Source organism: Herbaspirillum autotrophicum (genome assembly GCF_001189915.1).
Taxonomy (GTDB): Bacteria; Pseudomonadota; Gammaproteobacteria; order Burkholderiales; family Burkholderiaceae_D; genus Herbaspirillum; species Herbaspirillum autotrophicum.
This window is the reverse complement of the sequence record NZ_LFLS01000013.1, coordinates 113,575-126,580: the sequence shown is the minus strand read 5'-3', so window position 1 is coordinate 126,580 and position 13,006 is coordinate 113,575. Positions and strand designations below refer to the sequence as shown.

Genomic DNA, 13,006 nt, shown 5'->3' with positions numbered 1-13,006 from the left:
GAATAGAGACGGAGAAGTCATGAGTCTGATCGAAGTCAAAGTCCCCGATATCGGCGATTTCAAAGAAGTGGAAGTGATTGAATTGATGGTCAAGGTTGGCGACACCATCAAGGTCGATCAATCGTTGATCACAGTCGAGTCCGACAAGGCCAGCATGGAAATTCCATCGAGCCAGGCCGGTGTCGTCAAGGAATTGAAGGTCAAGGTCGGCGACAAGATTGCCGAAGGTTCCGTGTTGTTGACGGTGGAAGCCAGCGGCGCCGCTGCGCCTGCATCCGCGGCTGCGACCCCTGCGCCTGCGGCAGCTCCGGCCGTCGCTGCACCTGCCGCTGCTGCGGCGCCGGTAGCTGCGCCCACGGCGGCCAGCTTTGCCGGCAATGCCGACATCGAATGTGACATGATGGTACTGGGCGCTGGTCCCGGCGGTTATTCGGCAGCGTTCCGCGCCGCCGATCTGGGCCTGACGACGGTGCTGGTCGAACGTTATTCGACGCTGGGCGGGGTTTGCCTGAATGTCGGTTGCATTCCATCCAAGGCCCTGCTGCACGTGGCTGCGGTAATTGATGAAGCGGCCGCCATGGCATCGCACGGCGTCACTTTCGGCAAGCCGCAAATCGATATCGACAAGCTGCGCGCCTACAAGGAAAAAGTCATCAGCACCATGACCGGTGGTCTGGCCAGCATGGCCAAGGCACGCAAGGTCAACGTGGTGCAGGGCCTGGGCCAGTTCGTGGGCGCCCATCACATTGAAGTCACTGCTGCTGACGGCAGCAAGAAGACGGTCAAGTTCAAGCAAGCCATCATTGCCGCCGGTTCATCCGTGGTCAACCTGCCGTTTGTTCCGCAGGATCCGCGCATCGTCGACTCGACCGGCGCGCTGGAATTGCGTCAGGTGCCGAAGCGCATGCTGGTCATCGGCGGCGGCATCATCGGCCTGGAAATGGCAACGGTCTATTCCACCCTCGGTGCCCGCATCGATGTGGTTGAAATGATGGATGGCCTGATGCAAGGTGCGGACCGCGATATGGTCAAGGTCTGGCAGAAGTTCAATGAAAAGCGTTTCGACAACGTCATGCTCAAGACCAAGACGGTCGGTGTTGACGCATTGAAAGAAGGCATCAAGGTTACCTTCGAAGCGGCGGAAGCCGGTGCCAAGGCGCCGGAACCGCAGGTCTACGATCTGGTGCTGGTGGCAGTCGGCCGCAGTCCGAACGGCAAGAAGATTGCTGCCGACAAGGCCGGCGTGACGGTGACGGATCGCGGTTTCATTCCGGTCGACAGCCAGATGCGCACCAATGTGCCGCACATCTTCGCCATCGGCGATCTGGTCGGGCAACCGATGCTGGCGCACAAGGCGGTGCACGAAGCACACGTGGCGGCAGAAGCGGCTGCCGGTCAAAAAAGTCACTTCGATGCCAGCGTCATTCCATCGGTGGCTTACACCGATCCGGAAGTGGCATGGGTCGGTATCACCGAAGACGAAGCCAAGGCCAAGGGCATCAAGCTGGAGAAGGGCCACTTCCCGTGGGCAGCTTCCGGTCGCGCGGTTGCCAATGGCCGTTCTGAAGGTTTCACCAAGCTGCTGTTCGATGCCGAAACGCATCGTATCGTTGGCGGCGGCATCGTCGGCACGCACGCCGGTGACATGATCGGTGAAATCGCATTGGCCATCGAGATGGGCGCCGATGCGGTCGATATTGGCAAGACGATTCACCCGCATCCGACGCTGGGCGAATCGATCGGTATGGCGGCAGAAGTGTTTGAAGGTGTCTGCACTGACTTGCCACCGATGAAAAAGAAGTAAGCTAAAAATGCAGCAGCAATAAAAACAGAGACAGCGCAATGCTGTCTCTGGCATCAACAGAAGCCCGGTCGTCATTCGGCGAACCAGTTTCGCCGGCGCCTGATGGCGATCCGTTTATTTTCCCTGACGATTCAGATAATAGAGTTTTTGGGCCGCAACGCCGCTGTCCGGAATGATCAATTGCCGGCGTGGCGCGTTGCCGTCTTGTGCCGGACCTTCGCTGAAGGTGCTTTGCAGCGGCGGTGGTGCGCTCTGGCCCGGGGCAACCGGCGTTGAGTTGATCGAGTTGGCGAGGTCGCGCCGGTTCGGCTCGGTTGCGGTATACGGCGCCCGGTGCGGGGCGCGATGCGCTTCGGCAATCGCCGCACTGGCGGCATCGAGCGTGTCCCTGGCGGTGACGGGGCGAGCTGCGGTCTGGTCGGCGTAAGCCGTGGTAGCGAGCGCGGCAGCGCTCAAGGTAATGCTGTTGAGAATGCGTTGAGTATAGTGGTGCATCGCGAGCGCTCCGGCATGGATTGAGTGCACAGGCTAGCGATTTTACGTTGCAGTGGCAATTGATGAATTTCGATATTTTTCGGGTTTGGCGATGGAAGAATACGACCTGGTACTTGTTGTTATTTGAGGCGCGCGCATGCTACTGCCGGCAACGACTACAACCCGATGGCTGCAGCCGCTGCCGGTCTCACAACGTTGTTATCGCGGCGCTGGTCAGCCGTTCAATACCTGCATGCCTTCTTTGGTATACCGGTCACCGCGCGCCACACCGGCCGGAAAGACCGCTGTCAGTGCCGCCAGATCAGCCGCACTCAGGCGCAAGGCCGGCGCCTGGGCGTTTTCTTCCAGATAAATCCGGCGCTTGGTGCCGGGGATCGGCACGATATGTTCGCCTTGCGCCAGCACCCAGGCCAGTGCCAGTTGTGACGGCGTGCAGGCATAACGCGTTGCCAGTTCCTTGACCTTCTCCACCAGCGCAAGATTCAGGAAAAAATTTTCACCCTGAAAGCGTGGCGAATGACGCCGGTAATCATCTTCGGCGAATTGCTCGGGACGGGTGATGGCACCGGTCAGGAAGCCGCGACCGAGCGGGCTGTAGGGGACGAAGCCGATACCCAGGCGCTCGCAGGTGGCCAGCACGCCTTGTTCCGGGTCGCGCGTCCAGAGCGAATATTCACTTTGGACGGCGGTGATCTGATGCACCTTCTGCGCCCGTTCAATGGTGGCGACCGATGCTTCCGACAAACCGATGTGACGGATCTTGCCGGCACGCACCAGATCGGCCAGTGCGCCAACCGAATCTTCGATCGGCGTCTGCTGATCGATGCGATGCTGGTAATACAGATCGATGGTCTCGATGCCGAGTCGTTTCAGGCTGCCTTCGACTGCGCTGCGAATGTAGTCAGGCGAGCCGTTGACGCCGCGTGCATGTGGATTGGACGTGTCGCGCACGATGCCGAATTTGGTCGCGATGAAGAATTTCTCGCGCCGGCCTTTGATGGCTTTTGCCACCAGTTCTTCATTGGTGTACGGGCCATAGATATCGGCCGTATCGAGAAAATTGATGCCGAGTTCCAAGGCACGGTCGATGGTCGCCAGCGATTCGGTGTCATCGCGATTGGCATAAAAATCGCTCATGCCCATGCAGCCCAGACCGATGCTGGAAACCGTGGGACCGTCAGCGCCCAGTCGGCGCGTTGCGATTGCTGTTGCGGGTGTTGCTGTGCTTGGGGTGGTCATGGGAAGCGTCCTCGGATGGTGGCGGTTGAGTAAGGACGGGCGCCGGCAACTCGGCTTCCATGGCATCGTACATGGCAATTTTCTTATGCAGGATGCTGAGGTTGCTTTGCAATTCGGCGAGCGTCTTTTCCACGGTCTGCGTATGCTGTTCCAGCAAGGCTTTCCGCGCAGACACACTTTCCCGGGAATTGCCCAGCCGGCGCAATTCGGCATAACGCAGCATGTCGCGCACCGGCAAGCCGGTCATGCGCAACTTCAGCAGGAAGCCGATCCAGAGGATGTCTTCCTCCCGGTACAGCCGGTGCTGATTGTCGTGCCGCGTCACCGGATCGAGCAAGCCGATGCGTTCGTAATAGCGCAAGGTATGTGCGGTCAGTCCGGTGGCGGCAGCGGCTTGGCGGATCGTCAGGGAAGTGGTCATGGCAGCCAGTCTGGAGGTTTGAGTGCACTCTAAGTCAAGGCCCATTATGAACTTTTTTGCGGCCAACGGCGCGGCGCTGAATCGGGCCGGCGTCAGCAAATTTTTGGCAGCTATGCAAAGATAGCGCTTTCGCCTGCCGGCTGACAGTGTTGCGGCTGATGGCGCATTTCGTAAGCTCGCTCTGGAGAAGATTGCATGAATCAACGTACTAACCATGGTTTTGATACGGCGGCGATTGCCGCCAAATTGGGAATTGCTGCTGCCGATCTGGGGCTGAGCCTGATCGGTCACGAACTGGACGGTGTCGAATATGAAAGCGTCCTGTTGTTCAACAAGCAAGAGACGGCGCCGGTGGCCGGCGTGATTGCCGTACCGAATTTCTTTGGCATCCGCCAGGCAGCGCTGGAAATTGCCGCCACTGCGGTGGGACCGGGCCGGGCCTTGCTGGTAGCTGACGTTTATGGCAAGCATGTGCGGCCGGTCAAGCCGGAAGAGGGCATGGCGGCGATTACGCCACTGAAGAAAGATCGGGCCGAATTGCGCAAGCGCATGAATGCGGTGCTGACGGCATTCAAGGCGCAGGATCAGGTCAGGCTGACCGGCAAGATTGGCGCCTGCGGTTTCTGTTTCGGCGGTACTGCCGCACTGGAACTGGCGCGTTCGGGTGCTGAGGTGCAGGCCTTCGCGTCACTGCATGGCGCGTTGGAAACACCGACACCGCAAGATGCGCAACACATCAAGGGTGCGATACTGGTGTTGCACGGTGTGCAGGACCCGTCGGTGCCGCGCGAGCAAGTAAATGCGTTCATTGATGAAATGAGTGCGGCCAAACTGGACTGGCAATTGGTCAGCTATGGTCAGGCAGGCCATTCGTTTACCGATCCGGAAGCCAACAATCCGGGCTTCTTTTATCACCGTCCTACTGTTGAACGTGCCGGGCTGGCACTGCGCAATTTCTTCGCTGAACATCTGGCCTGATGGTTTGATTGCGGGCTTGATTGAGGTTGTCGCAGACATGAAAAAACGGCTGGCATCGCGCGATGCCAGCCGTTTTTTTTGATACAAGATGAATTACTCTTTGACCGCGCCGGTCATGCCGGAGACGTAGTATTCGACAAAGAAGGAATACACCACGGCGACCGGCAGCGATCCCAGCAATGCGCCAGCCATCAGCGCACCCCAGTGATAAACGTCGCCGTCGACCAGTTCGGTCACGATCCCGACCGGCACTGTTTTCACTTCCGACGATGAAATGAAGGTGAGCGCATAAATGAACTCATTCCATGACAACGTGAAGGCGAAGATGCCGGCCGAAATCAGACCCGGCACCGCCAGCGGCAGAATGATCTTGATCAGAATTTCCCAGCGCGTGGCACCGTCGATCAGGGCGCATTCTTCCAGTTCATACGGAATCGAACGGAAGTACCCCATCAGCAACCAGGTGCAGAACGGAATCAGGAACGTCGGATAAGTCAGGATCAGCGCCCAGCGGGTATCGAACAGACCGAGCTTGAACACGATTGCCGCCAGTGGGATGAACAGGATCGATGGCGGAATCAGATACGCCAGGAAAATGCCCAGACCAAACTGTTTCGAACCCTGGAAGCGCAACCGTTCAATCGCATAGGCGGCAAACACGCTGGCCGCCAGCGACGCCACGGTCGATACCACTGACACGATCACGGTATTCCACAACCATGCCGGGTACTGGGTATCGAACAACAGCTTCTTGAAGTGGGCCAGCGTCGGTGCCACTACCCAGAACGGATTGCCGGTTTGCGACAGCAATTCATTGTCCGGCTTGAAGGCGGTGATCACCATCCAGTAAAACGGAAACAGTAACACGAACACGAAGATGCCAAGCGGAATGTAAGTCGTGATCCAGCGCCGTGGCATCGACTGCAAAAAGTCCATGCCCTGGGTTTCCTGCTGCTTGTCTTTTTTGGTCGGCTTGCTCATTTGTCACCTCCTTGTTGCCAGCCGCGACGTTGCAGGCCGAAATACGAAAACATGATGGCTGCCAACAGGAATGGAATCATGTAAGTGGCCAGTGCTGCACCTTCACCCAATGCTCCACCCGGAATGGCACGCTGGAACGACAGGGTTGCCATCAAGTGCGTAGCGTTGAGCGGACCGCCGCGTGTCAGCACGTAGATCAACTGGAAGTCGGTGAATGTGAACAGTACGGAGAAGGTCATCACCACCGCAATGATCGGCGTCAGCAAGGGCAGCGTCACATAGCGGAATTGCTGCCATGGCTTGGCGCCGTCGATGGCGGCCGCTTCATACAGCGAAGGCGAGATGGTCTGCAAACCGGCCAGCAGCGAAATCGCCACGAACGGAATGCCGCGCCAGACGTTGGCGATCACGGTGGAGATCCGTGCCAGCCACGGTTCGCCGAGAAAGTCGATGTAATGATCGATCAGGCCCATCTTCATCAAGCCCCAGCTGATGACCGAAAACTGCGTGTCATACATCCACCAGAATGCCAGTGCCGACAGGGCGGTCGGGACAATCCACGGCAGCAGGATGACCGCCCGGAAAAACGATTTGATCGGCAAGTTCTTGTTGAGCAGAATCGCCAGCCACAAGCCGAGCAGGAATTTCAGGATGCTGGCGGTGATGGTATAAAACAGGGTATTGAACAGCGATAGCTGCGCCAGCGAATCGCCGAGCAGATATGAGTAGTTTTCGAGACCGATGAAATGGCCTTCGCCACCGATTTTGGTATCGGTAAAGCCAAGCCAGACACCTAGTCCGAGCGGGTAAGTAAGAAACACGACCAGCAGCAGCACGGCAGGCGCCATGAACAGCAAGCCGAGCACATTACGGTTGTTCAGCATACGGGATAACATAAGCAAGGCCTCGGTAAGCGTGATGACTGCGTGCACCCGGCAATGGCCGGCGTGCACACATTTTTTGCTCCGTGTGCCGGCACCGCAAGCGGCGCCGGCGACAGGTTCTAGGCTTTATAGAAACGCTTGGCGCGGTCAGCAGCGCGATCAATTGCCTGCTGCACGGTCTTGCTGCCGCTGGCAGCTTCCGCCACCATGTCGACCACCACGTAGTCGGCCATGCAGGCTGCCGATGCCTGACCCAGCGGACCATCGTGACCGTGATCGATCATCAGTGCAGCCGAGTCGCGATACACGGTAGCCTTCGGATCGGAAGTCCAGATCGGATTTTTTTCGTAAGCCTTGAGCGACTGGCTGACGTAACCGATGGACGCTTCCATCCACGGGTTGTATTGGTCCGGTTCGAACATGAATTGCACAAAGGCCTTGGCTGCATTCGGGAACTTGGTGTGCTTGAAGATCATCATCTGCGTGATCTGCATCAGTTCGGTGGCCTTGCCGCCAGGTCCGAGCGGGAAGTGGGCGTGTTGCGTGTCCTTCGCCATTTCCTGCATTTTCGGTTCGGTCGAATTCTTGGCTGCGTAATACACCGAGATGCCGTTGGCCGTCATGCTGATCTGACCATCCAGATAGGCCTTGTTGTTCGACGGATCTTGCCACGACAAAGTACCCGCAATGAAGGTCGGATACAGTTGTTTGGCATATTCCAGCGCGGCACGGGTTTCCGGCGAATTGATCACCACTGCGCCCTTTTTGTCGACCAGCTTGCCGCCGTGTGCCCACAGCAACCAGTGCGCCCAGTTGTTGGCATCGCCGACCGCTTTGCCGAGTGCGAAACCGGCAGGCGTACCTTTGGCTTTCAATGCCTGGCACAGTTTCAGAAAACCGGCGGTATCTTTCGGAATGCCATCGAAGCCGGCCGCCTTGACCTGGCTTTCACGGTAGACGATGGCATTGCCGACCACGCCGAATGGCAGCGCAATCCATTTGCCATCCTTGGTGCCGTATTTGCGGCAGACGTCGTACCAGCCGCCGAGACGGCTGCCGAGTGAGGTTGCCAGATCGGTCAGGTCAATCAGTTTGGTCGGATATTGTTGCGGATCATCGAACCAGCTCATCACGATATCGGGACCGCTGCCGACGTTGGCGGCAACCGCTGCTTTCGGCCGCAGATCTTCCCAGCCTTCGCTGTCGGTACGCACCGGGACGCCAGTCAGCGCAGTGAATTTCTTGACGTTGGCATTCCACAGATCTTCATCGCCCTGAACGAAACGTTTCCAGCGCAGCACCCGCAACGTGGCGCCTTGTTCGATCGGGAATTTGAGGCCGGCGCCGCTGGCGGTCGGCGATGCCGGTGCGGCAAAGGCGGTGGGGGCGATGGTCGAGGCGGCGGCAACGGTTGCGCCGGCCGCCAAAAAGTCACGTCTGTTCAGCTTGGTCATGTCTCCTGCTCCTATATGAAAGTGAATTTGCCCGCTATGTTGCGTTTAAGGCTTTCTACTTGTTACGGTTTTCTACTTCTTCTTCGGACTCCGATGCTGCGTGTTGTTGCTGATGTGCTGAAGCTGTTGCCGGCGCTCAGCCGGCTGCCAGCGTCTTGCCGGTTTCGGCATCGAACAGATGGGTGTTCGGATGATCCGGCACCAGCGTGATGATGTCGCCCGGCGTAAAGGTATGGCGCTCGCGGAAAATCGAGGTCAGGCTGGTATCGGCAAAGCGCACATACACTTCGGTATCGGCACCGGTCGGTTCGACCACGATGACTTTGGTCGGGATGCCGGCACCGGCATTGCCGATGCTCAAATGTTCCGGCCGCACGCCGTAAGTGACGCGCTGACCATCGACACCGCCCAGACCACGTTCGCGATACGGCGCCGGCAGACGGGTGCCGTCGGCGAATTCGACTTCGGCGTGATCGCCGGTACGGCGCAGCGTGCCGGGAATGAAGTTCATGGAAGGCGAACCGATGAAACCGGCGACGAATACATTGGCCGGGCGGTCATACAGTTCCAGCGGCCGGCCGCGTTGTTCCACCAGGCCATCGCGCATGACCACGATCTGGTCGGCCATGGTCATTGCTTCGATCTGATCATGCGTGACATAGACCGAAGTGGTGCGCAGGCGCTGATGCAGTTCCTTGATTTCGGTACGCATCTGGACGCGCAGTTTGGCGTCCAGGTTGGACAGCGGTTCATCGAACAGGAACACTTGCGGATCGCGCACGATGGCGCGGCCCATTGCCACCCGTTGCCGCTGACCGCCCGACAACTGACGTGGATAACGGTCAAGCAATTGGGTCAGGCCGAGGATTTCGGCGGCCTTCTTGACCTGTTGCTGAATCAGCGATTTTTCTTTTTTTGCCAACATCAATGAGAACGCCATATTGTCATTGACGGTCATGTGCGGATACAGCGCATAATTCTGGAACACCATGGCAATGTCGCGATCTTTAGGCTGGACATTGTTGACGACGGTGCCGCCGATGGCGATTTCACCTTCGTTGATTTCTTCCAGCCCGGCCAGCATGCGCAGCAGGGTGGATTTGCCACAGCCGGAAGGGCCGACCAGCACAGCGAACTCGCCATCGGCGATATCGATGTCGACACCGCGAATGACCTGGGTACTGCCGAACTGCTTTTTGATACCGCGAATCTGAACTGATGCCATGCCTTGCTCCTCGTATATGTCCTCGTTTTTATAAGAACCGGCTTCAGATCATGAAGCGATTCAGTGCTTCTGATACTGCACGCCGGCTTGGTTTTTATATGCTCGGCGTGCATAGAGGTTACAACATGCGACTGTTCACTGGCGCTGCTTCAACACCCTGGCGATAGTGAAATTTTTACATCATCGGCACGTCGACCCTCTGGTTTGATGCAGTGCTGATTGCTGCTGTTTATTACTGACTATTGCGCTTTGCCTTCAACTACGACATACGACGGGCGACCATTGCGGTGCCAGTCGATCAGATTTTGTGCTGCCTTGCGACGCAGTTCGGCCGCTGCCACTTCGGAGTAAAACGCGGCGTGAGGCGACAATAGCACACGCTTGTGCTGCACGATAGCGGAACTGGTTTGCGGTGGTTCCACCGGTAATACATCGAGGCCGGCGCCTTTGAGGCGATTGCTGTCGAGTGCCTGCAACAGGTCATCGATGTTCACCAGACCGCCGCGTGCCGAGTTGACCAGGAAGCTTTCCGGCTGCATCAGATTCAATACCGAGGCATTGATCATGCCGCGCGTTTCATCGTTGAGCGGGGTATGCAGCGAGACCAGATCGGCTTGCCTGAACAACTCTTCCTTGCTGACGCGTTCGACGTAGGCCGGGAAGTCGCCATCAATGATGTGCGGATCGTAAGCGATCACGCGTTTGAACAGATTGCGGCTGATATGCGCCATGCGCTTGCCGATGCGGCCGAGGCCGACGATGCCGATGGTCATCTCGGACGCGCGCTGGATTTTGCCGGCGGTGGTGTAGTGCCATTGACCGGCCTTGACGTCACGGTCATAGGCAGTGATGTTGCGGATCAGATCAAGCGCCATCGCCAAGGCGTGGGTCGAGACTTCACCGACACCGTAATCCGGCGAGTTGCCGACCCACACGCCATACTTGGCGGCATCGGCGGTATTGATGGTGTCGAAGCCGGCGCCGTAGCGGCTGGCAATGCGAATTTCGGGACGGGCGGCAAACACCTTGGCATTGACCGGCGCATATTGCACCAGCAAACCCTGACAGCCTGCGGCAGCGGCAATCACTTCTTCTTCGGTATGGCATTGCGCCGTGACCACTTCAATGCCGGCTTCGCGATACAGCGCCAACTCCAGTTCAACATCGGGGAAATCGTAATCGGTAATCAATACTTTCATGCGTCATGTCTCCTGAGTCTGTGTTACATGCGGGACCGCAGTCCCGCATGCAGGTATGGCATCAAGTGCAAAATGCTTAGTGATTGTCTTTCGGAATGCCGGCCCCGCTCTTGCCGACCAGGAAATCGAGATCGGCCCCGAGGTTGGCTTGTTGTACGTGATCGATGTACAACTTGGTCCAGCCGCGCTTCATCGGTGGTTCTGGTGCTTTCCAGTTGGCGCGACGGCGTTCAAGTTCTTCATCGCTGACATGCAGATGCAGTTTGCGTGCTTCTACATCCAGTTCCACCATGTCGCCATTCTGTACCAGCGCCAGCGGACCGCCGGCAGCGGCTTCCGGTGTCACATGCAACACCACGGTGCCGTAGGCAGTGCCGCTCATGCGGGCGTCAGAGACACGCACCATGTCGGTGACGCCTTTGCGCAGCACTTTCGGTGGCAGCGGCATATTGCCCGCTTCGCCCATGCCGGGATAACCTTTGGGACCGCAATTCTTGAGCACCAGCACGCATGTTTCATCGACATCCAGATCTTCATCATCGATGCGCTTGTGCAAGTCGTCGCTGTTTTCAAATACCACGGCGCGGCCGGTATGCTTGAGCAGGGCCGGCGTAGCGGCAGATGGTTTGATCACGGCGCCGTCCGGGCACAGATTGCCGTGCAATACGGCGATACCGGCAGCCGGTTTGAACGGCGCATCGAAGGCATGAATCACGTCGCGATTCCAGTTCGGCGCTTCCTTGCAGTTATCCCACAGGGTCTGACCATTGGCCGACAGGGCACCCTTGTCGATCACGCTTTCCAGTTCGCGGATCACGGCTGGCAGCCCGCCGGCGTAGTAGAAGTCTTCCATCAGATACTTGCCCGATGGTTGCAGATTCAACAGGCATGGCAAATGTTGACCGATATCATCCCAGTCTGCCAGATTCAGATTGACGCCGATACGACCGGCAATTGCCAGCAAGTGAATTACGGCGTTGGTGGAACCGCCGATGGCGGCGTTGACGCGGATCGCGTTTTCAAATGCGGCGCGGGTCAGGATCTTCGACATGACGAAGTCTTCCTGCACCATTTCCACGATGCGGCGGCCGGAGTTGCGGGCCAATACATTGCGACGCGCATCGACGGCCGGAATCGCGGCATTGCCCGGCAAGCTCATGCCCAGCGCTTCGACCATGCTGGCCATGGTGGAGGCGGTGCCCATGGTCATGCAGTGGCCGTGCGAACGGTGCATGCAGCTTTCGGCTTCAAAGAATTCTTCCTGCGTCATCTTGCCGCCGCGCACTTCTTCCGACATTTGCCAGACACCGGTGCCGGAACCGAGTTCGCCGCCACGGTATTTGCCGTTGAGCATCGGACCGCCGGAAACGCCGATGGTCGGCACGTCAACCGACGCCGCACCCATCAGCAACGCCGGTGTGGTTTTGTCGCAGCCCATCAGCAGCACCACGCCGTCGAGCGGATTGGCGCGAATCGATTCTTCCACATCCATGCTGGCCAGATTGCGGAACAACATGGCAGTCGGACGCAGCAGTGTTTCACCGAGTGACATGACCGGGAATTCCAGCGGAAAGCCACCGGCTTCCCAGACGCCGATTTTGACCTGTTCGGCCAGCGCGCGGAAATGGGAATTGCAAGGCGTCAGTTCGGAGTAGGTATTGCAAATGCCGATCACCGGCCGGCCATCGAACTGATCGTGCGGAATGCCGCGGTTCTTTACCCACGAACGGTAAATGAAACCGTCGCGGTCCTGGCGGCCGAACCAGGCTTGGCTGCGGCGGGTGATTTTTTTGGTATCGCTCATGATCTTTTCCTTTTCGGACCATCGTGGTCACGAATGTGCATCTTCAAATAGGGGGGCTATGCTTCCTCAAGCGCGTGTCATGTCGCGCTGCGCGTATTGCTTTGCTCAAAGAAATAACGAGAGAAATCGATCAGGTGAAACGCCAGCACGGAAGCGGTATTGCGTATCCAGGTCACGGAGGAAGTCACGCGCATGAGCGGGCAGCACTGCAGAAGCATGCGGGCACGCCGGGATTCTTGCGCAATAGATAGGTAAGCCAATGCCCGTCTCCATGTGTTGTCATTACCCGCCGACAAGGTCTGCTGTATTTTATTTTTTGCAGACACATTTGATGCCAGCGAGTCTATTCAGCAATTGATATTCGGTCAAGTGGTAATACCAAATTTGCAGATGAGTGTTTTTGTCCTGCTATCGGCTGTCGGCCTCAGAGTATCCGTAACAGCCCGTCCTTGCATGCTGCGGCGCGGTATCGATGAATTATTTTCGCGTGGCATTTTCTTGCTTGACATGCATGGGTGGATA

At 57.8% G+C, this 13,006-nt stretch carries 11 protein-coding genes; 2 read left to right on the top strand and 9 right to left on the bottom strand.

The window, feature by feature from the left end; genetic code table 11:
- The first annotated feature begins 19 nt into the window (after positions 1–19).
- Positions 20–1,804 (top strand): dihydrolipoyl dehydrogenase, encoded by a 1,785-nt coding sequence (lpdA, locus tag AKL27_RS12250; RefSeq protein ID WP_050463108.1) that lies wholly within the window; start codon positions 20–22, stop codon positions 1,802–1,804.
- A 114-nt stretch (positions 1,805–1,918) separates the two neighbouring features.
- Here the strand turns inward: lpdA and AKL27_RS12245 are convergent, their stop codons facing one another.
- From AKL27_RS12245 to AKL27_RS12235, 3 genes are all read right to left on the bottom strand, one after another.
- Positions 1,919–2,299, bottom strand: coding sequence for a hypothetical protein (locus tag AKL27_RS12245; RefSeq protein WP_050463107.1), 381 nt, complete (start codon positions 2,297–2,299; stop codon positions 1,919–1,921).
- Between the two features lie 213 nt (positions 2,300–2,512).
- Entirely contained in the window at positions 2,513–3,538 is a 1,026-nt protein-coding gene (locus AKL27_RS12240; protein ID WP_050463106.1) for an aldo/keto reductase, read from the bottom strand.
- A complete protein-coding gene (locus tag AKL27_RS12235) occupies positions 3,477–3,959 on the bottom strand; it encodes a MerR family transcriptional regulator (protein ID WP_050463105.1) in 483 nt (160 codons plus the stop codon). The genes AKL27_RS12240 and AKL27_RS12235 overlap by 62 nt, the downstream gene beginning before the upstream one ends.
- Before the next feature lie 195 nt (positions 3,960–4,154).
- On the opposite strand from AKL27_RS12235, the gene AKL27_RS12230 reads away from it, so the two are divergent.
- The gene (locus AKL27_RS12230) at positions 4,155–4,937 is read left to right on the top strand and encodes a dienelactone hydrolase family protein (RefSeq protein WP_083439013.1); all 783 of its coding nucleotides are present in this window, start codon (positions 4,155–4,157) and stop codon (positions 4,935–4,937) included.
- 93 nt (positions 4,938–5,030) lie between these two features.
- Here the strand turns inward: AKL27_RS12230 and AKL27_RS12225 are convergent, their stop codons facing one another.
- The 6 genes from AKL27_RS12225 to AKL27_RS12200 form a co-directional block, all read right to left on the bottom strand.
- Complete coding sequence (locus tag AKL27_RS12225) at positions 5,031–5,918, bottom strand: carbohydrate ABC transporter permease (protein ID WP_050463104.1); 888 nt, start codon at positions 5,916–5,918, stop codon at positions 5,031–5,033.
- Complete coding sequence (locus AKL27_RS12220; RefSeq protein ID WP_050463103.1) at positions 5,915–6,814, bottom strand: carbohydrate ABC transporter permease; 900 nt, start codon at positions 6,812–6,814, stop codon at positions 5,915–5,917. Before AKL27_RS12220 ends, AKL27_RS12225 begins: the two co-directional genes overlap by 4 nt.
- A gap of 107 nt (positions 6,815–6,921) precedes the next feature.
- Complete coding sequence (locus AKL27_RS12215; protein WP_050463102.1) at positions 6,922–8,256, bottom strand: ABC transporter substrate-binding protein; 1,335 nt, start codon at positions 8,254–8,256, stop codon at positions 6,922–6,924.
- Between the two features lie 136 nt (positions 8,257–8,392).
- On the bottom strand, positions 8,393–9,481 hold the full coding sequence (locus AKL27_RS12210) for an ABC transporter ATP-binding protein (protein WP_050463101.1): 1,089 nt from the start codon (positions 9,479–9,481) through the stop codon (positions 8,393–8,395).
- A gap of 239 nt (positions 9,482–9,720) precedes the next feature.
- Entirely contained in the window at positions 9,721–10,680 is a 960-nt protein-coding gene (locus AKL27_RS12205) for a C-terminal binding protein (RefSeq protein ID WP_050463100.1), read from the bottom strand.
- 76 nt (positions 10,681–10,756) lie between these two features.
- Positions 10,757–12,484: an IlvD/Edd family dehydratase gene (locus tag AKL27_RS12200; RefSeq protein ID WP_050463099.1), complete on the bottom strand. Its 1,728-nt coding sequence runs from the start codon at positions 12,482–12,484 to the stop codon at positions 10,757–10,759.
- Positions 12,485–13,006: the final 522 nt, after the last annotated feature.